The 23,210-nt window shown below is 70.3% G+C and carries 25 protein-coding genes; 15 read left to right on the top strand and 10 right to left on the bottom strand.

Annotated features, from left to right (window positions below; all coding sequences use genetic code 11):
• Nucleotides 1-145 precede the first annotated feature (145 nt).
• The 4 genes from ABZV40_RS15160 to ABZV40_RS15145 form a co-directional block, all read right to left on the bottom strand.
• Entirely contained in the window at nt 146-1,192 is a 1,047-nt protein-coding gene (locus tag ABZV40_RS15160) for a DUF222 domain-containing protein (protein ID WP_355440626.1), read from the bottom strand.
• 398 nt (nt 1,193-1,590) lie between these two features.
• Entirely contained in the window at nt 1,591-1,893 is a 303-nt protein-coding gene (locus ABZV40_RS15155; RefSeq protein WP_355440623.1) for an iron-sulfur cluster biosynthesis protein, read from the bottom strand.
• 82 nt (nt 1,894-1,975) lie between these two features.
• The gene (locus ABZV40_RS15150) at nt 1,976-2,620 is read right to left on the bottom strand and encodes a hypothetical protein (protein ID WP_355440621.1); all 645 of its coding nucleotides are present in this window, start codon (nt 2,618-2,620) and stop codon (nt 1,976-1,978) included.
• A 98-nt stretch (nt 2,621-2,718) separates the two neighbouring features.
• Nucleotides 2,719-3,678 carry a zinc-binding alcohol dehydrogenase family protein gene (locus tag ABZV40_RS15145; protein ID WP_355440618.1) on the bottom strand — a complete coding sequence of 320 codons (960 nt, stop codon included), beginning with the start codon at nt 3,676-3,678 and terminating at the stop codon, nt 2,719-2,721.
• 23 nt (nt 3,679-3,701) lie between these two features.
• Here ABZV40_RS15145 and ABZV40_RS15140 point away from each other — a divergent pair, with 23 nt between their 5' ends.
• Genes ABZV40_RS15140 through ABZV40_RS15125 form a run of 4 tightly spaced genes read left to right on the top strand, consistent with a single transcriptional unit; the run spans nt 3,702 to nt 7,649 of the window.
• Nucleotides 3,702-4,403, top strand: coding sequence for a VIT family protein (locus ABZV40_RS15140; protein ID WP_355440615.1), 702 nt, complete (start codon nt 3,702-3,704; stop codon nt 4,401-4,403).
• A 24-nt stretch (nt 4,404-4,427) separates the two neighbouring features.
• Complete coding sequence (locus tag ABZV40_RS15135; protein ID WP_355440612.1) at nt 4,428-4,649, top strand: hypothetical protein; 222 nt, start codon at nt 4,428-4,430, stop codon at nt 4,647-4,649.
• Nucleotides 4,650-4,656: 7 nt separating this feature from the next.
• Nucleotides 4,657-5,334 (top strand): beta-phosphoglucomutase family hydrolase, encoded by a 678-nt coding sequence (locus ABZV40_RS15130; protein ID WP_355440609.1) that lies wholly within the window; start codon nt 4,657-4,659, stop codon nt 5,332-5,334.
• Nucleotides 5,331-7,649 carry a glycosyl hydrolase family 65 protein gene (locus ABZV40_RS15125; RefSeq protein ID WP_355440607.1) on the top strand — a complete coding sequence of 773 codons (2,319 nt, stop codon included), beginning with the start codon at nt 5,331-5,333 and terminating at the stop codon, nt 7,647-7,649. Before ABZV40_RS15130 ends, ABZV40_RS15125 begins: the two co-directional genes overlap by 4 nt.
• Nucleotides 7,650-7,748: 99 nt before the next feature.
• On the opposite strand, the gene ABZV40_RS15120 is transcribed toward ABZV40_RS15125, so the two are convergent.
• Nucleotides 7,749-8,720 carry an alcohol dehydrogenase catalytic domain-containing protein gene (locus ABZV40_RS15120; protein WP_355440604.1) on the bottom strand — a complete coding sequence of 324 codons (972 nt, stop codon included), beginning with the start codon at nt 8,718-8,720 and terminating at the stop codon, nt 7,749-7,751.
• 83 nt (nt 8,721-8,803) lie between these two features.
• Here ABZV40_RS15120 and ABZV40_RS15115 point away from each other — a divergent pair, with 83 nt between their 5' ends.
• The 4 genes from ABZV40_RS15115 to ABZV40_RS15100 all read left to right on the top strand — a co-directional run bounded on the left by ABZV40_RS15115 (nt 8,804) and on the right by ABZV40_RS15100 (nt 13,126).
• Nucleotides 8,804-9,970: a beta-1,3-glucanase family protein gene (locus ABZV40_RS15115; RefSeq protein ID WP_355440601.1), complete on the top strand. Its 1,167-nt coding sequence runs from the start codon at nt 8,804-8,806 to the stop codon at nt 9,968-9,970.
• A gap of 84 nt (nt 9,971-10,054) precedes the next feature.
• Nucleotides 10,055-10,726 carry a response regulator transcription factor gene (locus ABZV40_RS15110; protein ID WP_355440598.1) on the top strand — a complete coding sequence of 224 codons (672 nt, stop codon included), beginning with the start codon at nt 10,055-10,057 and terminating at the stop codon, nt 10,724-10,726.
• A complete protein-coding gene (locus ABZV40_RS15105) occupies nt 10,723-12,039 on the top strand; it encodes a HAMP domain-containing sensor histidine kinase (protein WP_355440595.1) in 1,317 nt (438 codons plus the stop codon). The genes ABZV40_RS15110 and ABZV40_RS15105 overlap by 4 nt, the downstream gene beginning before the upstream one ends.
• Nucleotides 12,040-12,091: 52 nt before the next feature.
• Nucleotides 12,092-13,126, top strand: a complete 1,035-nt coding sequence (locus ABZV40_RS15100) for an NAD-dependent epimerase/dehydratase family protein (protein WP_355440592.1) — start codon at nt 12,092-12,094, stop codon at nt 13,124-13,126.
• Here the strand turns inward: ABZV40_RS15100 and ABZV40_RS15095 are convergent.
• Nucleotides 13,112-14,278, bottom strand: a complete 1,167-nt coding sequence (locus tag ABZV40_RS15095; protein WP_355440589.1) for a hypothetical protein — start codon at nt 14,276-14,278, stop codon at nt 13,112-13,114. The two genes, ABZV40_RS15100 and ABZV40_RS15095, sit on opposite strands and share 15 nt — an antisense overlap.
• Before the next feature lie 121 nt (nt 14,279-14,399).
• Between ABZV40_RS15095 and ABZV40_RS15090 the strand changes: the two genes are divergently transcribed.
• From ABZV40_RS15090 to ABZV40_RS15075, 4 genes are read left to right on the top strand one after another with little or no spacing between them, the layout of a single operon-like run.
• A complete protein-coding gene (locus ABZV40_RS15090) occupies nt 14,400-15,038 on the top strand; it encodes a glycosyltransferase family 2 protein (protein ID WP_355440586.1) in 639 nt (212 codons plus the stop codon).
• Nucleotides 15,035-15,670 (top strand): DUF2064 domain-containing protein, encoded by a 636-nt coding sequence (locus ABZV40_RS15085; RefSeq protein ID WP_355440584.1) that lies wholly within the window; start codon nt 15,035-15,037, stop codon nt 15,668-15,670. The genes ABZV40_RS15090 and ABZV40_RS15085 overlap by 4 nt, the downstream gene beginning before the upstream one ends.
• Complete coding sequence (locus ABZV40_RS15080) at nt 15,667-16,263, top strand: class I SAM-dependent methyltransferase (RefSeq protein WP_355440581.1); 597 nt, start codon at nt 15,667-15,669, stop codon at nt 16,261-16,263. The genes ABZV40_RS15085 and ABZV40_RS15080 overlap by 4 nt, the downstream gene beginning before the upstream one ends.
• On the top strand, nt 16,260-17,294 hold the full coding sequence (locus ABZV40_RS15075) for a molybdopterin-dependent oxidoreductase (protein WP_355440577.1): 1,035 nt from the start codon (nt 16,260-16,262) through the stop codon (nt 17,292-17,294). Before ABZV40_RS15080 ends, ABZV40_RS15075 begins: the two co-directional genes overlap by 4 nt.
• A 326-nt stretch (nt 17,295-17,620) precedes the next feature.
• Here ABZV40_RS15075 and ABZV40_RS15070 read toward each other — a convergent pair whose 3' ends face one another.
• A complete protein-coding gene (locus ABZV40_RS15070) occupies nt 17,621-18,436 on the bottom strand; it encodes a hypothetical protein (protein WP_355440574.1) in 816 nt (271 codons plus the stop codon).
• Nucleotides 18,436-19,296 carry an ABC transporter ATP-binding protein gene (locus tag ABZV40_RS15065; protein ID WP_355440571.1) on the bottom strand — a complete coding sequence of 287 codons (861 nt, stop codon included), beginning with the start codon at nt 19,294-19,296 and terminating at the stop codon, nt 18,436-18,438. The genes ABZV40_RS15070 and ABZV40_RS15065 overlap by 1 nt, the downstream gene beginning before the upstream one ends.
• A gap of 99 nt (nt 19,297-19,395) precedes the next feature.
• Between ABZV40_RS15065 and ABZV40_RS15060 the strand changes: the two genes are divergently transcribed.
• Both ABZV40_RS15060 and ABZV40_RS15055 read left to right on the top strand, forming a co-directional pair.
• Complete coding sequence (locus tag ABZV40_RS15060; protein ID WP_355440568.1) at nt 19,396-20,451, top strand: histidine kinase; 1,056 nt, start codon at nt 19,396-19,398, stop codon at nt 20,449-20,451.
• On the top strand, nt 20,448-21,092 hold the full coding sequence (locus ABZV40_RS15055; RefSeq protein WP_355440565.1) for a response regulator transcription factor: 645 nt from the start codon (nt 20,448-20,450) through the stop codon (nt 21,090-21,092). The genes ABZV40_RS15060 and ABZV40_RS15055 overlap by 4 nt, the downstream gene beginning before the upstream one ends.
• On the opposite strand, the gene ABZV40_RS15050 is transcribed toward ABZV40_RS15055, so the two are convergent.
• A complete protein-coding gene (locus ABZV40_RS15050; protein WP_355440562.1) occupies nt 21,078-21,698 on the bottom strand; it encodes a DJ-1/PfpI family protein in 621 nt (206 codons plus the stop codon). The genes ABZV40_RS15055 and ABZV40_RS15050 overlap by 15 nt on opposite strands.
• On the bottom strand, nt 21,698-22,660 hold the full coding sequence (locus tag ABZV40_RS15045) for a DJ-1/PfpI family protein (protein ID WP_355440559.1): 963 nt from the start codon (nt 22,658-22,660) through the stop codon (nt 21,698-21,700). Before ABZV40_RS15045 ends, ABZV40_RS15050 begins: the two co-directional genes overlap by 1 nt.
• Before the next feature lie 109 nt (nt 22,661-22,769).
• Here ABZV40_RS15045 and ABZV40_RS15040 point away from each other — a divergent pair, with 109 nt between their 5' ends.
• Nucleotides 22,770-23,204 (top strand): hypothetical protein, encoded by a 435-nt coding sequence (locus ABZV40_RS15040; RefSeq protein ID WP_355440556.1) that lies wholly within the window; start codon nt 22,770-22,772, stop codon nt 23,202-23,204.
• The last annotated feature ends 6 nt before the right edge of the window (nt 23,205-23,210 follow it).

Below are 23,210 nucleotides of genomic sequence, written 5' to 3'. Positions count from 1 at the left end.
TGTTACGACAGTGGTTTCTCGCGTATACCTTTCCGGTTCGCTTGCCAGACCCAACCCATTCGACAGTGCTGAACCGTCCTGGCTTTGTCAGGGCTGCTCCCGCTTTCCCGGCGTCTCCCGGGTCCACTGCCCTCAGCTATCACCATCATGATGCGACATAACAGCGTCGGCGGTCTTTCACCTCCGAATTGGTTGATAGCGCCTCGTGGCGCACGCCGGGGAAGGCGCAGCCCTTGTCGCGGGCGACGAGGACTCTGCGGATTCCGGCGGGGAAGCTGCGGGTCTTGCGGCCGATGTCCATCGGCTGCGACCGCTCACCCAGCACCAGCGGAATGATCCCCGCATCGCAGGCGAGCTTGCGGACCTGCTCGACCGGAACACGCTCGCCGTTGTCCAGCATGCCCTCGCCGAGCTGCCCGGCCAGGTCCTCGTAGCGCACCGTCACCGTCAGCGTCACCGGCTCACCACCATGCTCGGGCAACTGGTCCGCACGCAGCATGAGGTCCACCAGCTCGGCCAGCGCATCGCCCTCACGCTCGGCACGCGAGCGCGGGTCCGGGCCTTCCTCGGCCGTGGTGGGACGGGGCTTGGCCAGCGGGTCGAGCAGCGCCTCGTACTTGGCGCCGGTGACCTTGTCCAGCCTCGCCCGAATCTCCAGGCAATCGCCCTTCCAGCGCATCACATGCTGGTTGACCTGCCGCGCGGGTTCGCGGTCGCGTGGTTCCGGGTCGTTCTGCAAGAGTGCGTAGGTCAGCTTGCGGCCCAGCGTCCGCACCGCGACCGGATCATGCTCGCGGGCGAGATCGACCACGGTCTGCTCGTACTCGGCGGGCAGATCCTTCATCACCTCGGCCACCACCGCGACATGCTCCACCGACAGCACACCCTCGGCCGCCGCCGACGCGGTCACCGGAAGAGCAGGCGCGATCTCGCTACCGGTCAGCGTAATCCCCGGCCCCAGTAGCCCGGCATTGGCCACCCACTGCTTGGCGGTATTCCGGCTCCAGCGGAGCGCGTGCTGCAACAGCTGCGGCAAATCCTTATAGCCAAGTTCACTGGCGGCGCCACGCCGATTCAACTCGGCAACCTTGCGCATCACCGCATACTGACGAGCCTGAAGATCCGCTACCTCCTCGACGAGGTGGCTCAGCACCTCGCCGGTGGAAAGGAGTGGAAGGTCAGGTTCGATCACGTGTTCTAATCTACCGCAAGATCACGAGACAGTAACGGCTAAATCAATACACAAAAGTGTGAACCGCCCGCCCGAACCCTGAAGCGACGACGAAGCCGAGCCCGTAAAGGCCTGATGCCGACCCCGGTAAGCGGTATGACGTGACGTTCCCGGCCAGCGCAACCACGCACGCTCGCGATTGGGGCTTGACTTTGGGTGCGAGGTGCTACCGTGCTCGGATCGGCCGGGCTCTTCTCAGCCCGGCTTTTCAAGGCCGACCAGCGCCTCGCAAGGGCCCCGAAGTCAAGCCCCAATCGCAATCGTCGCGAAGCGGCGATGAAATGACCCGTCCCGTCATCGGCCCTGAAACGCAACCACCACGCTCAGCAGGACGCCTCACCGCACCACGGCGCGAGCGGTCAGCCCGTCGGGTCCTGGCGGGCGATGGCGAAAGCCGGGTTGCCCTCCGAGTCCTCGCGCACGTCGAGGACCTTGTCGTCCAGGTACTGGGCTGCCGCCGGCTCCATGATGACCTTGGCCCCCGCGGGCGCCGCCACCACCTCGTCGCCGTCGACGGGCTCGCTCAGGGACAGTTCGAGGGCGGCTTGACTGTTGTTGTCGGTGGCCAGGGCGAAGCGCAGGCCGACGCCGTCGTCGGTGGCGGCTGACTGTGACGTCAGCTCGTTGATGACCTCGGCAGCCATCGGCGTCACTTCGAGCATGTCGGCCCCTTCAGGCAGGAAACAAGAAACTCGTCCGGTGTTCCCTGCCCGGCAGAACTTCAACCCCCTTTCGGCGAAGTATCTAGGCGACGCGGTGGGCCGGGCGGGGCGTCTCGCTGCGGACGTGGCCGCACGCCGAGCAGACGCGCTGGACCGGGATCAGGTCGGCCACCAGGCGCCACGAGTCGGCGAACGACGGGGGCTGCTGGCCCGGCAGCAGCAGGCTGTCGAGCGCCTCCACGCGGCGGCGGCCCTTCTCGCGGCTGCGTTCCACCGGGTCGCGGCGGTGGGCCAGGGCGCGTGACTCCGCCCGTGCGCGCTCGCCCTCAGAGGTGAGAGCGGCCCGAGAACGCCGCGAGTTCACCAGGGCGTTGCGGCGGTTCACGCGGAACCACTCGCCCAGCGACATGCCGGTTAAAGGCGGGCGGGCGAGGCGCGCGCCGTCGTCGGTCCACACCATCATCCGGGCGCGCAGGAACTCGTGCGCCACCTGCGCGCGCGAGCGCGGGCGGCCCTGGCGGGTGCCGTCAGGGCGTTTGTCGATCGCGACCAGCACGGCGTCGATGCTCCACCCGGCCTTGAACCACGGCTCCAGCGTGCGGCGCACCCACCGGCGGTCGGCGTCGGGCCACGAGGCGCGCGTGCACAGCGACTCGACGGCGATGTCCACGTCGGCGTCGGTGGAAGGCACCACGCGGCCCGGCCAGCGACGGGGATCGATCTGCATCGGAACCTACCTCCTGCACCACAGACGAACATCTGTTCGACATGGTGCCACGGAGGTCTGACAAAAACCGAGCACCTGGCCTCTGAACAGGCAAAACATCACGCCACAAGCACCGCTGCACCCGTCACGCGGCCCGCACGGAGGTCCGACAGGGCCAGGTTCGCCGACCGGAGCGGATACGGCTGCACGGCCACCGACAACCGGTGCGAAGCGCAGAACGACAGGAACTCGGCGGCGTCGGCACGGGTGTTCGCGGTGACCGACCGGACCTGCCGCTCCTGGAACAGGTGCCGCTGGTAGTTCAGGACCGGCACATCGGACAGGTGGATCCCGGCGATCGCCAGCGTCCCGCCCCGGTCCAGCGCCTCCAGACAAGCAGGCACCAACGTCCCCACCGGCGCGAACAGCACAGCCGAGTCCAACGGCACAGGAGGCGCCTCGGCTGACGCCGACGACGCACCCAGCGACAACGCCAACGCCCGCGCCGAAGCGGACCGGGTCACCACGTGCACCTCGTACCCGCGAGCGACGGCGACCTGCGACGCCAGATGCGCGGACCCGCCGAACCCGTAGATCCCCAACCGCCCACCGTCAGGAACCTCGGCCCGCTGCAACGCCCGGTATCCGATGATCCCGGCACACAACAAGGGCGCCAGATCCTCGGACGAGTACCCGGAAGGCAGCCGTAATGCATAAGGAGCCGGAACGACCGCATAAGACGCATAACCGCCGTCAGCGTCCCACCCGGTGTACAACGACGACGGGCAAAGGTTCTCGGAGCCGCGCAAACAGAACCGGCAAGCCCCGCACGTGTGCCGCAACCAGGCGATTCCGACCCGCTCACCAACGCGGAAATCCCCCGCCGCGACCACGACCTCGCCCACGACCTGATGTCCGGGCACGACCGACAACCGGTGCACGGGAAGATCGCCGTCCACCACGTGCAGATCGGTCCGGCACACGCCGCAGGCGAGCACCCGGACCAGCAGCTCACCCGGTGCGGGCGACGGCACCGGCACATCGGCAAGGCGCAGCGGCGTGGTCTGCCACGAGAGCATGATCTCCAGGTTAGCCTCCGGAAATGACCCACTACGAGCCCCACGACGACGTCACCGGCAACAAGATGAACTGGCTGCGCGCGGGAGTCCTCGGCGCCAACGACGGCATCGTGTCCACCGCGAGCCTCGTCGTGGGCGTCGCGGGCGCCACCACGGACAAGGCGCAGATCCTCGTCGCGGGCCTCGCCGGCCTGTTCGCCGGCGCGCTGTCCATGGCCAGCGGCGAGTACGTCTCGGTGAGCAGTCAGCGCGACGCCGAACGCGCCGTGCTCGCCAAGGAACGCCAGGAGCTCAGGGAGATGCCGGAGGAGGAACTCGAAGAGCTCCAGAAGATCTACGAGCAGAAGGGGCTGGACGAGGCGACCGCGAAGGAGGTCGCGAAGCAGCTCACCGCGCACGACGCCCTGGCCGCCCACGCCGAGGCCGAGCTGCACATCGACCCGGACGAGCTGACCAACCCGTGGGGTGCCGCCATCGCGAGCTTCATCTCGTTCACGATCGGCGCGCTGCTCCCGCTGGCGGCGATCATCCTCAGCAGCGCCACCCTGCGCGTCCCGGTCACGGTCGTCGCGGCCGTCCTCACCCTCGCGCTGACCGGTTTCGTCAGCGCCAGGCTGAGCGGTGCGCCGAGGCAGCGCGCGATCATCCGCAACGTCGTGGGTGGACTGATCGCGATGGGCGTCACCTACGGGATCGGCGCGTTGGTCGGGCAAAGCATCGGATAGCGCCGAACTGGGTATTGCCACCGCATGAGTGAAGAACGCGGCGCATACGTCCCCGAAGACCTGGACTACGAAGGACTCGACGAGGACAACCTCAAGAAGGACCCGCTGGAGGAGGGCATGGACCCGCCGGAGGGCTGGGCCGAGTCGAACAAGTACGGGATGACCGAGTACGAGCAGGCCCACCCGAGGCCGCTCGACGAACGTCTCGCAGAAGAGCGCGGCGAGGACGACGAGACGGGTGCATGATCGAAGCATGAGCCTCGGCATCCCGGAGAAGATCACGGCGTTGCTGTTCGACCTCGACGGCGTGCTCACGAGCACGGCGGTCCTGCACCGCAGGGCGTGGAAGCAGACGTTCGAGGACATGGGCCAGCCGTTCAGCGAGCAGGACTACCTGGCTCACGTGGACGGCAAGCCGCGCTACGACGGTGTCCGCAGCTTCCTGGCCTCGCGCGGTCTCACGCCGCCGGAGGACGAGATCCGCCGCATCGGCGACCGGAAGAACGACCTGGTCAACCAGATCATCGACGAGGAGGGCATCACGCCCTACCCGGGTTCCGTGCGCTACCTGCAGGCGGTGCGCCAGGCCGGCGTTCCCATCGGGGTGGTCACGTCGTCGGCCAACGCGATGCGCGTGCTGCGCGCGGGCAACCTGCTGGACTACGTGGACGCGCTGGTGGACGGCAACGTCATCACCGCGTCGAACCTGAAGGGCAAACCCGCCCCCGACTCGTTCCTCGAAGGTGCCAGAAGGCTCAAGACGCCACCGGAGCAGGCCGCCGTGTTCGAGGACGCGCTCGCGGGCGTGAAAGCAGGCCACGACGGCGGTTTCGGGTTCGTCGTCGGGGTGGACCGCGGCCACCAGGCGGACGCGCTCAAGACCAACGGCGCCGACGTGGTCGTCGACGAGCTGGACGAGCTGCTGTCATGAGCTACACGATCGAACCGTGGGCGCTGCGCTGGCAGGGCCTCGCCGTGGACCAGCTGCACCGGACCGAGTCGACGTTCGCGCTGGCCAACGGCCACATCGGCCTGCGCGGCACGCTGGACGAAGGCGAACCACGCGGCCTGCCCGGCACGTACCTCAACGGCTACTACGAGGAACACCAGCTGCCGTACGGGGAAGCGGGCTACGGCTACCCCGAGGCCGGCCAGACCGTCGTCAACGTGACCGACGGCAAGATCATCCGGTTGCTGGTCGAGGACGAGCCGCTGGACATGCGCTACGGCAACGCGATCGAGCACGAGCGCGTCCTCGACTTCCGCTCCGGCACGCTGCGCCGCCGCACGGTCTGGGAGTCCCCGACCGGCCGCCGCGTGATCGTGCGCAGCGAACGGCTCGTGTCGTTCACCCAACGCGCGGTCGCCGCGATCCGCTACGAGGTCGAGCCGATGGACGACGTGCAGCTCGTCGTCCAGTCCGACCTGCTCGCCAACGAGCCGACCATCCACCGCACCAACGATCCCCGCGTCGCCGCCGCCCTGGACGCCCCGCTGGTCAACGACTTCACGATGGCCGAGAAGTCGCGGGCCGTGCTGTGCCACCACACCAAGGTGTCCGGTCTGCGGATGGCCGCCGCGATGGACCACGAGGTCGACGTGGACGGCGGTCTCGACATCCGCACGGAGATCCGCGCCGAGGCCGACCTGGCGAGGTTCACCGCCGCCGTCGACGTGCAGGCGGGCAGCTGTCTCAAGCTCACCAAGTACCTCGGCTACGGCTGGTCCGGCAAGCGCTCCACACCGGCGTTGCGCGCCCAGGTCGAGGCCGCGCTCTCCGGTGCGTGCCAGACCGGCTGGGAAGGTCTGCTCCAGGAGCAAAAGGAGTTCCTGGACGACTTCTGGCAGGTCGCCGACATCGAGATCGAGGGCGACGACGAGCTCCAGCAGGCGATCAGGTTCGCGTTGTTCCACATCCTGCAGGCCGGTGCCCGCGGCGAAACCCGTGCCATCCCCGGCAAGGGTCTCACCGGACCGGGCTACGACGGGCACGCGTTCTGGGACACCGAGATCTTCGTGCTCCCGGTCCTCACCTACACGCTGCCCGACGCCGCCCGCGACGCGCTGCGGTGGCGTCACTCCACTTTGGACAAGGCCCGCGACCGGGCGAAGGTGCTGGGGCTCAAGGGAGCCGCGTTCCCGTGGCGGTCGATCAACGGCGCCGAGTGCAGCGCGTACTGGCCGGCGGGCACGGCGGCGTTCCACGTCTCCGGCGACGTCGCGTACGCCACCCAGCAGTACCTCGACGCCACCGGCGACGAGTGCTTCGACCGCGACCAGGCCACCGAGATCCTCGTGGAGACCGCACGGCTGTGGATGTCGCTCGGCCACCACGACCAGCACGACGGGTTCCGCATCGACGGCGTGACCGGCCCGGACGAGTACTCGGCGATCGTCGACAACAACGTCTACACCAACCTGATCGCCCAGCAGAACCTGCGCGCCGCCGCCGACGCCGCGGACCGCAATCCTGGTCATGCCACCGATGAGGAGATCGCCGCGTGGCGCCGGGCCGCCGACGCGATGGCGATCCCGTACGACGAGATGCTGCAGGTGCACCCGCAGGCGGACAACTTCACCAAGCACGCGGAGTGGGACTTCGAGAGCACCCCGCCGGACAAGTACCCGCTGCTGCTGCACTTCCCGTACTTCGACCTGTACCGGCGGCAGGTCGTGAAGCAGGCGGACCTCGTGCTCGCCATGCACGTGCGCGGTGACGCGTTCACGAAGGACCAGAAGGCCCGCAACTTCGCCTACTACGAGGCACGGACCGTGCGCGACTCGTCGTTGTCGGCGGGCACGCAGGCCGTGCTGGCGGCGGAGGTCGGCCACCTGGGCCTCGCGTTCGACTACCTCGTCGAGGCCGCCTACACCGATCTCCACGACCTGCACGACAACGTCAACAACGGCCTGCACATGGCCTCGCTGGCGGGTGCGTGGATGGCGCTGGTCGCCGGGTTCGGCGGCATGCGCGACCACGGCGGCGAACTGACCTTCGCGCCGCGACTGCCGGAGTCGCTCACGCGGTTCTCGTTCCGGATGTGCTTCCGCGGCACGAGGATCTCCGTCGACGTGAGCGACACCGAGGCCACCTACCGGATCGTGGACGGCACCGAGCTGAGGACGAAGCACCACGGCGAGCCGATCACGATCACCGCCGACGAGCCCGTGACCGTGCCGATCCCGGCGGCTCCCGAGCTCGAACGACCGAGGTCGCCATTCGGCCGGGAGCCGCGCCGGCACTAGGCCAGGCGCGCCGGCCGTCGATGAAGGGCGCCTTCCTCCACCTGGGGTCGATGAAGGAGCCCTTCATCGACAGCGACCGCGCCGCGCACCAGTGGAGGCTCACAGGTCCAGCACCACTTTCACGTCGCCCGGCCGCTGCTCGAACGCCTCCACATAGGACTCCAGCGGCACCCGCCGGGTGATCATCCCGGACAGCCAGGCGTCGTCCGCGCGGTCGAGCACCGCCGCGGCCTCCCGGTAGTGCCGCACGTTGGCGTTGACCGTCCCGAACACGATCCCGTTGCGCAGCACCAGATCCCGGTTCGCCCGGCCGAGGTCGACCGGAACCACCTCGGTGGACGGCACCCCGGTCAGGCACACCAGGTCGCGCCCGAGCAGCCGGGCGACGAGACCGGGCGCGCCAGTTGCCTCGATCACGACCGGGTGATCGGGCAGCGTGCGGTGGTAGGTCGCGCCCAGCGACTCGACCAGCGCGGGCTTCGGGCCGTCCGCCGCGAGATCGAACACGTGGACGTCGAGCCCGCGTTGCACCCCGATCAACGCCGCCAGCAGCCCGATCGGCCCCGCCCCCGTCACGAGCACGCTCTCGAACGGGACCAGCGCCAGCCGGTCCAGCCGCTCCCACGCCTTGACCACCACCGAGGCCGGCTCCACGAGCACACCTGTCGAGGAACTGACACCCACGGCGTATTCGGACGGGACTGTCCACAACGTCGAGCCGTAGCCGTCGAGGGCGGTGATGCCGCGTTCGGTGTACTGCCCGTTCCGGCACATGTCGAACTCCCCGCGCGCACATGCCACGCACGGCACCGGATCCGGCCGCCGCACCACCCCGGCCACCAGCGCCCCCGGCTCGAAGCCCGGCCCGCTGATCACCCGTCCCAGCGACTCGTGCCCGATCACGAGCTTTCCGCCCGTGCCGAACTCTCCGCGCACGATCTCGCGGTCCGTCCCGCAGATGCCGACCGCCAGGCCCTCGACCAGCAGCTCGCCCGGTCCGGGCTCCGGATCGGGCAGTTCGGTCAACGACAAAGAGCCGGGTCGTGCAAGATCCACCGTCAACGCGCGCATGGGAACCATTCTTGACATATCAACACGATCACGCTGACCATGGGAGCGCTCTCACGCCCCTGTCTCAGTGAGGAGATAGTCCGATGCGCAAGCTCCTGCTGCTCGCGACATCGGCCCTACTTGGGCTGACAACGATGTCCGCACCAGTGCACGCGGCTCCGCCGAACCTGCTCCCGCTCACCGTCACGAACAACTCCGGCCGCGGCGACGCCGTGTTCCTGTACGTCACGGGTGAGATGAACGGCCGGCTCGGGTACGTCAACGCGAACGGTCAGTTCACCGCCTGGTCCGGCGGCGCGGTCCCGCCCGTGCCCGCGCCGGACGTCTCGATCCCCGGCCCGGCCAACGGCGGCAGCCGGACCCTGCAGATCCCGATCAACCTCGCGGGCGGCCGGCTCTACATGTCCTTCCGGGACAAGTTGAGGTTCGGTCTCGTGCCGGGCGGCCTGGTGCAGCCGGCGCCGTGGGCCGCCGGTGACCCGAACCGCGACATCCTCTTCGACTGGAGCGAGTTCACCTACAACGGCGGTGGGTTGTGGTTGAACAGCTCGCAGGTCGACATGTTCGCCGTCCCGCACGCGGTCGAGGCGACGTCCCAGGCCGGCACCACCAGGAAGACCGGCCAGCTGGTCGCGGGAGGACGCAACCGCGTCTTCGACCAGCACCAGCAGCTCGGCGGCGACTGGGCGCGGTTGATCTACACGCGCAGTGACGGCACCCGCCTGCGCGTCCTGAACCCCAGCAAGGGCCTCGACGCGGGCGTGTTCTCCAGCTCGTACTTCTCCAGCTACGTCAGCAACACGTGGGCGACCTACCAGGACACGCCGCTCACCGTGGTGCCGTACCAGAACGAGCCGAACCGCAAGTTCACCGGCCGCACCAGCGGTGGCGTGCTGCGGTTCACCGACACGGCGGGCCAGCAGGTCGCGTCGTTCGAGCAGCCGTCGACGCGGGACGTCTTCAACTGCGACGGCCGGCTCGCCGCGCCGAACAACGACGTCGGTGCGATCTCCCGGTCGCTGTGCGCCGCGCTGAACCGCTCGACGCTCGGGTTCCTCCACACCCAGCCGACGTACGACGCGAGCCAGTTCTACACGCGGTCGATCACCAACCACTACTCGCGGATCGTGCACGCCAACATGGTGGACGGCAAGGCGTACGGGTTCGCGTTCGACGACGTCGGCGCGTTCGAGTCGCTTGTTCACGAACCGAACCCGAGTTCGGCAAAAGTCACGCTGACAGCATTCTGAACCGAAGCGTTCTTGCTTTTGATCGACTTTCGCTCCACTGTGATGAGACGCCGTCGCCGCGGCTCTCGTCACAGTGGAGTCGTCGTGTGCGTACAGGTCCTGATGGTCGAAGACGACGAGCGAATCCGGCAGGCGTTGAGCCTCGCCTTGTCCGACGAGGATTTCACCGTTGACGAGGCCGGTTCGGGGGAAGAGGCGTTACGGCGTTTGGAGACCGAGTCGTTCGACGTGATGCTGCTCGACCTCACGCTGCCCGGCATGGACGGCCTGGAGGTCGTGCGGACCCTCAGATCCCGCGGTGACCTGCCGATAATCGTCGTGACCGCCCGCACCGACGCCCGTGACGTGATCGCCGGGCTGGAGGCGGGCGCGGACGACTACGTCACGAAACCGTTGATGGCGAGTGTTCTCGCGGCGCGGATCCGCGCGTTGTTGCGGCGCCGCGGACCCGGCCGGGAAACCGTTCGGATCGGCGATCTGGAAATCCGTCCGCAGGAAGGACTCGTGCACCGAGCGGGCGAACGCGTTCACCTCACCAGAACAGAATTCCGGCTGCTGCTCGAACTCGCTGGTGCGGGCGGCCGAATCGTCACCAGGGAACAGTTGCTGCAAAAGGTTTGGGGCTACGACTACTTCGGCGACACCCGCCTGCTCGACGTGCACATAAGGAGACTGCGCCGCAAGATAGAGGCCAACCCCGACGAGCCGGCGTTGCTGCTGACGGTGCGCGGCACCGGGTATCGGATCCGCTCGTGAGACTCACGCTGCGCTGCCGGGTGACGCTGTCGTTCGGCTTCGGCCTGCTGGCCGTGACGAGCGTGCTGGCGTTCGCGACCTGGAACCTCGCCTCGGGGTACATGCTGCGGCAACGGGAGGCGAGCGCGACGCGGCAGGCCGAGGTGAACGTGCGGCTGGTGGAGAAGTCGCTGTCCTCACCGGGACTGGACGAGCTGCTGACCGGGCTCACCACCGGCCCCGACTCGTCGATCCTGGTGCTCACCCCGACGGGGCTGGTGTCGGCGGGCCGCGAGGTCGAGCCGTCCGAGCTGCCGGCGGAGCTCGTGACACACCCACCCGGCCAGCAGCGGATCACCGTGGAGGGGCTGTCCGTCATCGCCGTGACGCTTCCGGTGGCGGGCAACGCCGTGTACGTGGAGCTGTTCCCGTTGCAGCAGCTGGACCGGACGTTCGGGTTCCTCGGCGCGGTGCTGATCGCCGGCACGATCGGGTCGGCGCTGCTCGGCGCCGCGCTGGGTTCGTGGGCGTCGAAGCGGGCGTTGAAACCGCTGGCGGAACTGAGCTCCGCCGCGGGGAGGATCGCCGGCGGTGACCTCGGCGCCCGGCTGCCCGACCAGGACGACCCGGACCTGGCCGCGCTGGCGGCGAAGTTCAACTCGACGGCGCACGCGTTGGAGCAACGGGCGTTGCGGGACGCCCGGTTCGCCTCGGACGTGTCGCACGAGCTGCGGTCGCCGTTGACGACGATGGTCAACGCGGGTGCGGTGCTGCGTCGCCGCCGCGAGCACCTGCCGGGCACCGCCGGGACCGCGCTGGAGCTGCTCACCTCCGAGGTCGACCGGTTCGCGCGGATGGTCGTGGACCTGCTGGAGATCTCCCGCGCCGACCAGACCGACGACCCGCCACCGGAGGAGATCGCGCTGGACGCGTTGGTGCGCAACGTGATCGCGACCCGCACCGAGGTGCCGATGGAGCTCGAACCGGCGGTGGTGCGGGGTGACCGGCGGCGGCTGGACCGGGTGCTGACGAACCTGCTGGACAACGCCGAGCGGCACGCGGGCGGGGCGGTGCTGGTGTCGGTGCGCAGGCGGGGCTCGACGGTGCGGCTGGAGGTGGAGGACGCCGGGCCGGGGGTGCCGCCGGAGCTGCGGGAGCAGATCTTCGAACGGTTCGCGCGCGGGGCGATGGCGGGCAGCAGGGGTGACGACACGGGCAGCGGGCTGGGGCTCGCGCTGGTCCGCGAGCACGTGCACCGGCTGGGCGGGCGGGTGTGGGTGGAGGACCGCGCGCCGCGGGGCTCGCGGTTCGTCGTGGAGCTTACGGAGTTCTGACGTCATCGGCTCGGGGAGCGCCGCGGGTCGTTTGCGGCCCTACGGTCGTGCCATGCGAGTACTGATCACCGGCGGGGCCGGGTTCATCGGGTCGCACGTCGCGGACGAGCTGGCCGTCCAGGGGCACGAGTGCGTGCTGCTCGACGCGTTGCTGCCCGAGGCGCACGGCTCTGTTCCGTCGCTGGACCACGAACTGGTGGTCGGCGACGTCACGTCCGCGGAGGTCCTGCGACCACTTCTGTCCACTGTGGACGCCGTGTGTCACCAGGCCGCGATGGTCGGGCACGGCGTCGATCCGTTCGACGCGCCGTCGTACGCCCGGCACAACGACCTCGGCACGGCGGTGCTGCTGGCCGAGATGCACCGGGCCGGGGTGTCGCGGCTGGTGCTGGCGTCGTCGATGGTCGTCTACGGCGAGGGGCGGTACCGGTGCCTGTCGCACGGCGTCGTGCGGGCTGAACGGTCCGCCGCCGATCTGGCGCAGGGCCTGTACGAGCCGCGGTGCTTCTGCGGTGACTTCCTGGTGCCCGAACTGGTGCCGGAGGACGCGCCGCTGGACCCGCGCAGCACCTACGCGGCCACGAAACTGGCGCAGGAGCACCTGGCCGCCGCGTGGGCCCGGCAGACCGGCGGCAGCGTGTGGGCGTTGCGGTACCACAACGTCTACGGCCCGCGGATGCCGCGCGACACCCCGTACGCCGGGGTGGCGTCGATCTTCCGGTCGGCCCTGCAGAACGGTGACGCGCCGCGGGTGATGGAGGACGGGCGGCAGCGGCGGGACTTCGTGCACGTCACCGACGTGGCGCGGGCCAACTTCCTGGCGTTGTCGTCGCCGCGGCCCGGTTTCGAGGCGGTGAACGTCTGCTCCGGCACGCCGCACACGATCGGTGAGCTGGCGTTCGCGCTGGCCGAGGCGTGCGACGGGCCGACGCCGTCGATCGTGGGCGGTGCGCGGCCGGGCGACGTGCGGCACGTGGTCGCGTCCCCCGCGAAGGCGTTGGACGTGCTGGGTTTCGAGGCCCAGGTCGGGTTCACCGAGGGTGTGCGGGAGTTCGCCTTCTCGGCGCAGCGGTCACCAGTTCGTTAGCACGAGGTGGTTCACCGCCAGGGCCGTGACGGCCTGGGCGGTGAGCCACCTCCTCTGGTGGTCCAGTTTCGCCGTGCCGGCGAGGAGCCAGATCGCGAACGGCAGCCAGATCCGCTCGGTCTCCGCCTTGCTCAGGCCCGACAGGTCCGCGGTGAGGATCGCGATGCCGGCCGCGACGGTCCACTTGTCCCTTCGCAGGCCCTTGATCCCGGCCGGGCCGACGACCAGCGCGAGTGCCGCCAGGTTCGCCCACACCCAGTACCAGTACGGCCTGGTCGCGCCGATGCCCTGGTAGTAGCGGACCTTGACGAGCTCGTAGCCGTCGAGCCACCAGAAACCGGCCAGTGCGAACGCGGTGACGACGGCGAGCGCGCCCGCGACCGCCCAGCCGATCCTCCTGCCCGCCGCGACGATCGCGAGCGGGGCGAGCAGCACCAGGCCGTACGACAGGAACACGCACCAGCCCAGCACGACGCCGCCCAGCAGCGGCCACCTGGTGAGCAGGTAGATCCCGACGGCCGCGACGCCGAGGAACATGCCGTCCGCCGACGCCCCCACCCACACCGCGCCGGGGAACAGCACGAGGAACGGCAGCACGGCGTTGCCGTTGAGGGCCTTGGGAATCGCGACGACGGCGAGCGAACCGACGAGCACGCAGAAGATCGACGCGGCCGCTCCTCCCCCGAGCCCGACGCGGTCCAGCGCGACGAACGTGAGCAGCGCACCCGGCGGGTGCCCGGAGACGTGCGTGGTCCAGGAGTCCGGCTGGAAGTCCGGGATGCGCGCGGCGAACCCCTTCAGCATCGCCGGGATGTCCGTGACGCCGGGAACCTCGTGCAGGTACTCGTCCTCGGTGGTGAGCCGGGTGACGAACCGCTGCCAGCCGTCGATCATCGCCAGCGAGAGGGTGAACGCGGTCGCGGTCGCGTAGGCGATCGGCAGTGCCCACCGGTGCCGCGCCAGCTCGGGTCCCTTGGCGATCACGAGGAACGCGATCAGGACGGCCGCGGGCGTGCCGGGGCCGACGTGCGGCTGCCAGTTGCCGAAAAGCGGAGCTGCGGCGGCGTAGATGAGGTTCGGGTCGTGGGCGTTGATGACGAGCCCGGCGATGACGGCCGCGGCGACGAGCAGACCGGCGATGACTAGACGCACCGCGCCCAACCTAGGGGGTCGCGCGGGTGTTCGCAGGCCACGCAAGACAATCGTAAGAACTCTTTCGTGCGTCACAATTCCGTAAGCACCACAACACTTTCCAATGGTCCAGGGTGGACGCATGGATGTCGTGTTGCCCTGCCTGGACGAGGCCGCCGCACTGCCCGCGGTCCTCGCCTCCCTGCCTCCCGGCCACCGCGCGATCGTCGTGGACAACGGTTCTGCCGACGGCTCGCCCGCGGTCGCCGCCTCTCACGGTGCCCTCGTGGTGCACGAGTCTCGCCGCGGCTACGGCGCCGCCGTGCACACCGGCCTGCTCGCGGCCACCTCGGACGTCGTGGCGTTCGCCGACGCCGACGGCTCACTGGACCTGGGCGAGCTGCCCGCGATGGCGGCGCTGCTCGCCGATGCCGACCTGGTGGTGGGCCGGCGCGTGCCGGTTTCCGCCGGTGTCTGGCCTTGGCACGCACGGGCCGGCAACGCCGTGATCGCCGCCCTGCTGCGCCGCCGGGGTCTCGCCGTGCACGACATCGCGCCGTTGCGGGTGTGTCGGCGCGAGGCGTTGCTGGCACTGGACGTGCGCGACCGGGCGTTCGGCTACCCGTTGGAACTGCTGGTCCGCGCGGCGGCCGCGGGGTGGCGGGTGCGCGAGGTCGACGTGACCTACGGCCCGCGAGCGGCCGGGACGCGGTCCAAGGTCTCGGGCTCGGTGCGCGGCACGCTGCGGGCGGCGCGGGACATGGCGGGGGTGCTGCGATGAGGTTCTGTCTGCTGATCATGGCCAAGTCCCCGGTCGCCGGCGCGGTGAAGACCCGCCTGTGCCCGCCGTTGTCCTTGGAAGAGGCCGCGGAGGTGGCGGCAGCGGCGTTGCTCGACACGCTGTCGGCCGCCGTGTCGACGCCGGGCGCGGTGCCGGTGGTGGCGCTGGCCGGGGTGGTCCGTCGCGCGGACGTGCGGGACGCGCTGGCCGAGTGCGCGGTGATCCCGCAACGGGGCCTGACGTTCGCGGACCGGCTGGCGAACGCGCACGCGGACGTTGCCCGGTACCGGATGCCGGTGCTGCAGATCGGGATGGACACGCCGCAGGTGACGCCGTCGCTGCTGGCGTCGTGCGCGGAGTTCGAGGAGGCGGCGCTCGGGTTCGCGCTGGACGGCGGGTGGTGGGCGCTGGGGTTGCGGGACCCGCTGCGCGCCGAGGTGTTGCGGGACGTGCCGATGTCGCAGGCGGACACGGGCGTTCGCACGCTGGCGGCGTTGCGCGACCTGAAGGTGCGGAACCTGCCCAAACTGTCCGATGTGGACACCATGGCCGACGCCCGCGCGGTCGCCGCCCAGGCACCGGCGAGCCGGTTCGCCGTGGCGCTCGCGGACATCGCGGCGGTGCCGCGATGATGTTCGACCAGGCCCTCCGCGGCCACCCCAGCTGGCTCGACCTGCCCTCCGGCCCCCGCGAGCTCTCCGTCGCCCGCTGGCAGGCCGACGCCACCGGCGGCGACGCCGTCCTGCTCGACGCCTGCACCGGCCCTGCCCTCGACGTCGGCTGCGGTCCCGGCCGTCTCGTCACCGCCCTGCTGACCCGCGGCGTCCAGGCCCTCGGCGTCGACGTCTCCCCGGAGGCGATCCGGCGCACCACCGCCCGCGGCGGCATCGCGATCCGGCGCGACGTGTTCGACCCGCTGCCCGGCGAGGGCCGTTGGCAGCACGTGCTGCTGGCCGACGGCAACATCGGCATCGGCGGCGACCCCGCGGCACTCCTGCGCCGGGCGCGGCAACTGCTCAAACCCAGCGGCACCGTCGTCGCCGAGGTGGAGCGGCCGGGGTCCGGGCTGACGACCGGCCGGGCGCGGGTGCGGACGCGGGGCTCGCTCGGCGGGTGGTTCCCGTGGGCCTGCAGCGACGCCGAGTCCCTCCCTGCCGACGGGTTCTTCCTGCTGTGGCAGGAGGAAAGCGCCGGGCGCTGGTTCGCGTGCTGGGAGAAGCTGTGAGGTTCCGGTCCCCCGCCCACCACACGGGTGTCACGAGCCGGGTCGGCACTTGGCTCGGCATCACGTTCGGACTGTGCTTCGTCACGGGGCTCGCGAGCCACGGTGTGCAGCACGACTGGCCGTGGCCGACCCGGCCCGTCGACCTCTACCGCGTCACGCAAGGGGTGCACGTGCTCTCCGGAGTCGCGTCGGTCCCGTTGCTGCTGGCCAAGTTGTGGACCGTCTACCCCAAGCTGTTCGAGCGGCCGCTGGTGAAGTCCGTGCCGCACGCGCTGGAACGCGGCTCGATCTTCGTGCTGGTCGCGGCGTCGTTCTTCGAGCTGACCACCGGGTTGTTCAACGCCGCGCAGAACTACCCGTGGTCGTTCTACTTCCCCACCGCCCACTATGCGGTGGCGTACATCGCAATCGGCGCGCTGCTGGTCCACGTCGCGGTCAAGATCCCGGTCATCCGGCGCACCCTCGAACCGCCGTCCGAGGAGAAGACCGTCCTGTCCCGCCGGGCTTTCCTGCGCACCACCGCGCTCACCACCGGAGTGGCGGTCGTCGCCACCGCCGGTGTCACGGTGCCGTGGCTGCGCGACATCTCGGTGCTGGCGTGGCGTTCTAACAAGGCGTTGCCGGTCAACCGGACCGCGAAAGCCGCGAACATCGTGGTGCCGCCGGACTGGCGGCTGAAGGCCGGTGCCAGAACCTACTCGCTGGCGGAGCTCAGCGCGTTGCCGCAGACCACCGTCGAGCTGCCCATCGCGTGCGTCGAGGGGTGGAGCCAGAACGCGACGTGGACCGGCGTCCGGATCGCCGACCTCGTCGGAAAGGGCGACGTCAGGGTCGAGTCGCTGGAGAAGAACGGGCTGTACCGGGCGACCACGCTGCCCGAGGCGTTCGCGCAGGACCCGCTGACGCTGCTCGCCCTGAGGCTGAACGGCGAGGAGCTCAGCCCCGACCACGGCTACCCGTGCCGGATCATCGCCCCGAACCGGCCGGGCGTGTTGCAGACGAAGTGGGTCACGTCGTTGGAGGTGCGGTGAGATACGCACTCGGTGCGGCCGGCGTGGCGCTGGGCGCGTGGGGCGCCTGGCTTCTGCTGCCCCAGGTCACGGTCGAGCTGCTCGTCTGGCTCGTCGGCGGCGTGGTCCTGCACGACTTCCTGATCGCCCCACTGGTCGGCGCCTCCGGCCTCGTCGTCAAACGGGCGTCCATCGGCATCGGACTCGTCACCACCGGGATCATCGCGATCCTCGCGGTTCCGCTGCTGTGGCGGCAGTACGGCGGTCCGGTCAACCCAGGTCTGCACGACCGCGACTACCCCACCGGAGTCGCGGTCGTGCTCGGCGTGGTCTGGGCCGCCGTGGCCCTACACGAGGTCGCGGCGCACCTTCAGCACCGTCGCCGCGCCGACGAAGACCACCACGTACCCGGCCAGGAACAGCGCGGAGGTCGTGCCGCTGAGCGAGTTCAGCACGCCGGGCGCGCCGGATCCGCCGACGGCACCGGCCAGGTTGCCCGCGGAACCTCCGGGCAGGACCTCGGTCAGCGACTCGACCGGCCCGAGCAGGGAACCGACGCCGCGCAACAGGTTCTCGGTGACGATCGCCCACATCAGGCCGAGCCCGACGGCCAGCGCGGGGCCCTTGGTGACCACGCCGAGGAACACGCCGAACCCCGTCCACATGGCGGCGATCAGCAGTGACGCGCCCAACGCCTCGAAAACGCCGGCGCCCGGCAGGCTCCAGTCCCAGCCCTCCAGCGACGCCACCGTGACGGCCGCACCCAGGTCGACGACGAACGTCAGCGCCACCAGCACCACCACGATGATCGCCAGCGCGCCGAGCGTGCCGGCCATCGCCGACACCCGGCGCGGACCGGCGGTCAGCGTGGTCTTCCAGGTGCCCCAGCCGTAGCCGCTGCCCACCGCCAGCGCGGCCAGCACCAGGATGATCGCGCCACCGAACATCGGCAGGCCGCGCACGACGGCCGCGCCGACGTTCTCCGGCTGCATCGCGCTGATCAGCTGCTGCTGGGACATGGCTCGCGTGTTCGTGCCGCCGTTGAGCGCCAGGTAGTTGAACACGTAGCCGAACGTCAGCGTCATCACCAGCCAGACGCCGATCAGCACCCACGTCGCCGGCCACTTCCACAGCCGCAGCAGCTCCGCCTTCACGCTGCCCATCACGCCGCTCCCGTCATCTCGAAGAAGACCTCTTCCAGCGTCCGGCGCAGCGGCCGGACCTCCTGCACGTCCACGTCGGCGTGGACCAGCGTCCGCACCAGCGCCCCCGCGTCCGTCTCCCGCACGTGCAGCACGTCGCCGTGCAGCGAGCTGCCCTCGATCAGCACGTGCGCCTTCTCGATCGGGTCGGCGCGGACCAGCAGCACGCTGTCGCCGCGCAGCTGTTCGACCGTGCTCTCGGCGACCAGCCGGCCCCGCGAGATCACGCCGACCCGGTCGCAGATCTCCTCGACCTCGCCGAGCAGGTGGCTCGACAGCAGCACCGTCTGCCCCTGGGCGGCCAACGCGCGCACCAGGTCGCGCATGTCGGCCATGCCCGCCGGGTCGAGGCCGTTGGTCGGTTCGTCCAGGATCAGCAGCTCCGGCTGTCCGAGCAGCGCGGCGGCGACCCCGAGCCGCTGCTTCATGCCGAGCGAGTAGCGGCGGAACTTCTCCCCCGCGGCGGCCACGAGGTCGACCTGCTCCAGGGCGGCCTCCACCTCCGTCCTGCCCGCTCCCCGGCGAGCGGCGTGCACGCGCAGGTTGTCGCGGCCGGACAGGTACGGGTAGAAACCCGGCCCCTCGATGAGCGACCCGACCTTGAGCAACGCCCCGGGCGTGCCCGGTGCCTCACCGAGCACCGTCGCGGTGCCGCTGGTGGGCTGCACGAGCCCCAGCAGCATGCGGATCGTGGTCGTCTTGCCCGCGCCGTTGGGACCGAGGAACCCGTAGACCTCGCCCCGCCGCACGGACAGACTGACCTCGTCCACCACGGCGCGGTCGCCGTAGCGCTTCGTCAGCTTCTCCGTCGTCACGATCATGGGTCCAACAGTGGTCCCGCGAGAGCCTGGGGTCGTCCGCTGCGGAGCGTCATGAAGATACGCACATCTGCGTACGCCGGCGGTCGTATCGTCGGCACCATGCGGTTCAGGATCAAGTGGCAGGACATCGCGCTGACGGTGGCGCTGCTGTTCTTCGGCCTCGTGGGCACGCGGTTCGCCGCACGCCTGCAGGGCGCGACTCCTCTCGACGTCCTCGCCCTCCTGCTCATCGCGGTGGCGGCCGGCGGTCTGCTGTTCCGCTCGGTCCGTCCGTTGTGGACGTTCGGGCTGACCACCGCCGCCATCACCGTGTACCTGGCGCTGGGCTACCCGTTCGGGCCGATCCTGCTGAGCGGGGTGGCCGCGATGTACGCGGTGGCGGTGTACTCGTCGCTTGAGCTGGCCGCCGGATGCGCCGTGCTGTACGCGCTGGCGATCCTGCCGTGGTGGCACGACTCGGTGAGCTCGTGGATCACCTGGTGCGCGGGCTGGATCCTGCTGCCGGCCGCGGCGGGTGTGCTGATGAAGCTGCGCCGGCGGTCCCTTGTGGACGCTCGCGAGCACGCCGTGGTGTCCGAGCGGCTGCGGCTCGCCCAGGAGGTCCACGACGTCGTGGGCCACGGGCTGTCGGTGATCGCGATGCAGGCGGGTGTCGCGTTGTACGTGCTGGACTCCGATCCCGCGAAGGCACGCGCCTCGCTGGAGGCCATCCGCGACACGTCGAAGGAAGCGCTCGACGGACTGCGGTCCGAACTGGACACGTTGCGCGGCTCGGCACCGCTGCGGCCGGCGATCTCGCTCGCCGACCTCCCCGCGCTGGCGTCACGGATGCGCGAGGCCGGGCTGGAGGTCTCGGTCGAGGTCGACGCGCCGGACCTGCCGGACAACGTCGGGCTGGCCGTCTACCGGATCGTGCAGGAGTCGCTGACCAACGTGCTGCGCCACTCCTCCCCCGGTGTCACGGCGTCGGTGCGCGTGTACTCGGCGAGGCGCGAACTGGTCGTCGAGGTCGCCGACACCGGCACCCCCGGCCCGTTCGCCGAGGGCCACGGCATCACCGGCATGCGCTCGCGCGCCGAAGCGCTGAACGGCACGCTCGAAGTCGACGTGACCCGAGGTTTCCAGGTGACCGCCCGGATACCGTTGCCCTCATGATTCGCGTGGTGGTGGCCGACGACCAGCCGCTGGTCCGGATGGGACTGCGGACGTTGATCGAGACCGAGGACGGCGTCGGGTTCGCCGGCGAGGCCGCCGACGGGCGCGAGGCGCTGGCGCTGATCCAGTCGGTGAAGCCCGACGTGGTCTTCCTCGACATCCGGATGCCGCTGATGGACGGTCTGGAGGTGCTGCGCCGCGTCTCGGCCGACCCGTCGTGCGCCGACGTGCGGATCGTGATGCTCACGACGTTCGACCTCGACGAGTACGTGTTCGAGGCGCTGCGGACCGGCGCGTCCGGGTTCCTGGTGAAGGACTCGGACCCGACCGACCTGTTGCGCGCCGTGCACGTCGTCGCCGACGGCGGTTCGCTGCTCTCGCCGTCGGTCACGCGCCGGGTGATCGACCGGTTCGCGTCCGGCGCGTCGGCGCGGCCGGTGCCGCACCTGGACAAGCTGACCGAACGCGAACGCGAGATCATGCGGCACGTGGCGTCCGGCGCGTCGAACGACGAGATCGCGGCCCGGCTGGTGATCTCGCCGGCGACGGTGCGGACGCACGTGTCGCGGGCGATGGTGAAGCTGGGCGCACGCGACCGCGCCCAGCTCGTGGTGTTCGCCGTGCAGTCAGGCCTGACGTGAGTCGAACACGGCTCTGAGGCCCCGCGTGATCTCCGGCGGGATCGAGTCGTAGGCGCGCGGCGGCTGCGGGTCGTACTCGATGCCGACCTGCACGGCCTGCGCCACCGCCGCACCGAACTCGGCCTCGACCAGCCGCAACGCCATGTCGATGCCCGCGGACACGCCCGCGCCGGTGACGACCTTGCCGTCGAACACGACCCGGTCCCCGGAAACCTCGACGCCGCGAACGGACAGGTCCTCGCGCGCGGCCCAGTGCGTGGTCGCCCTCGTCACCAGCCCGGCCTCGGCGAGCAGCGTCGACCCGGTGCACACCGACGTCGTCCACTTCGTCCTCGGGTGCACGGCCCGCAGCCACTCGACCACGCCGCCGGAGTCCTTCAGCAGCTCGCGCCAGTACCCGGAGCCCGGCACCACGACGATGTCGGCCGACCTCAGCGAGTCGAACGTGTCGGTCGGCACGACGACCAGGCCGTTGTCGGACCTCACCGGTTCCAGCGACGCGGCCACGAACCTCGTGGACACGGCCGGCACGCAACCGAGCACCTCGAACGGGCCGACGAAGTCCAGCGCGGTCATGTTCGGGTAGAGCACGAAAGTGGCGTCCATCAGGCAACCCCGGTGGTCCGGAAACGGGCGCGGTAGCTGCCCGGCGACACGCCGAGCACGCGCAGGAAGGCCCGGCGCAGGGTCTCGGCCGAGCCGAACCCCGACTCGCGGGCGACGAGGTCCAGCGGGTCACCGGTGCTCGCCAGCCGGTCGGCCGCGGCCTCGACGCGAGCCCGCTCGACGTACTGGGCGGGCGAGATGCCGACGTTGCGGGAGAAGACGCGGGCGAAGTGCCGCACGCTCATCATCGCCTTGCGCGCCATCACCGGCACCGTCCACTCGCGCGTCGGGTCGGCGTGGATGTCGTCGAGCAACGCCCGCAGCGAGTCGTCCGACACCGGCTTCGACCGCGTGTGCACGCTGAACTGCGACTGGCCGCCCGAGCGCTGCAGGAAGACGACCAGGTACTGCGCGATCCGGCGGGCGAGCGCCGGTCCGTGGTCCTGCTCGACCATCGCGAGCGCCAGGTCGATGCCCGCCGTCACCCCCGCCGACGTGGCGACCTGCCCGTCGCACACGAAGATCGCGTCCGGCTCGACCTCCACCCCGCGGTTCGCGAGCTCGCCGGTGAACGCCCAGTGCGTCGTGGCGCGCCGTCCGTCCAGCAACCCCGCCCCGGCCAGCACCACGGCCCCCGTGCAGACGCCCGCGACCCGCCGCGACCTCAGCGCGAGCCGCCGCAGGTTGGTGGTGAGCACCGCGTCCGTCGCGGCCTCGTCGTATCCCCAGCCGCCGACGACCATCAGCGTGTCGATGTCCCGGTCGAGCGTGCGCAGGTCCGCTCCCGCCTCGATCCGCACCCCCGCGGTGGCGGTGAACGGCACGCCCCCGAGCGTCGCCAGGGTGACCCGGTACCGCTCCTGGCCGTGGTTCGCCGCCTGGAACACCTCGATCGGTCCCGCCAGATCCAGCAACGCCGTGCGGTCGTAACCGACCACGACTACTTCCCTCAGATTCCCCACACCTCCACTTTCCTCATCGCGGCTGGTGGCGGCAACGCCTTATCCCCCTCGCATTCGGCCACCGCCAAAACGCACCCGTGCCGATCACCGAACTGCCACACTCGACCGGGTGAGGCTCGCCGTCCAAATCGGACTTCCGTACCTGCTGGGAGTGGTCTGCACGCTCACCGCGGGATGGCTGCTCGCTGTCGCGTTCGCGCTGCAGTGGGCACCGGGCGTGTACTTCCTCGCCGGGGGTCTGGCCGTGCTGTTCGTGCTGCTGGCGCTGTGCGTCGTCGAGGGCCACTGGGCGTGGCGGATCAGCTGGGGCGTGCTGGTCGCCGCGGCCGGGTTCGCGGGTGGCACGCTGGTCTTCGTGGCCGTGCCGCAGACGACCTGGGCGATCCTGTCGGCCGGCCTGCCGTTCGCGATCTTCGCCGCGTTGTTGTCGCGCAACGTGTGGGCCGTGGTCACCGGTGCTGTCGCGTTGTTCCTCGGCCTGCTCGCGATCCCGTCCTCCGCGTACGCGCTGTTCGTCGCGATGTGGTCCGGTCTGCACGTCTGAGCCGGC

The organism is Lentzea sp. NPDC004782 (genome assembly GCF_040609115.1).
GTDB lineage: Bacteria > Actinomycetota > Actinomycetes > Mycobacteriales > Pseudonocardiaceae > Lentzea.
This window is presented reverse-complemented; position numbering and strand designations above follow the sequence as displayed.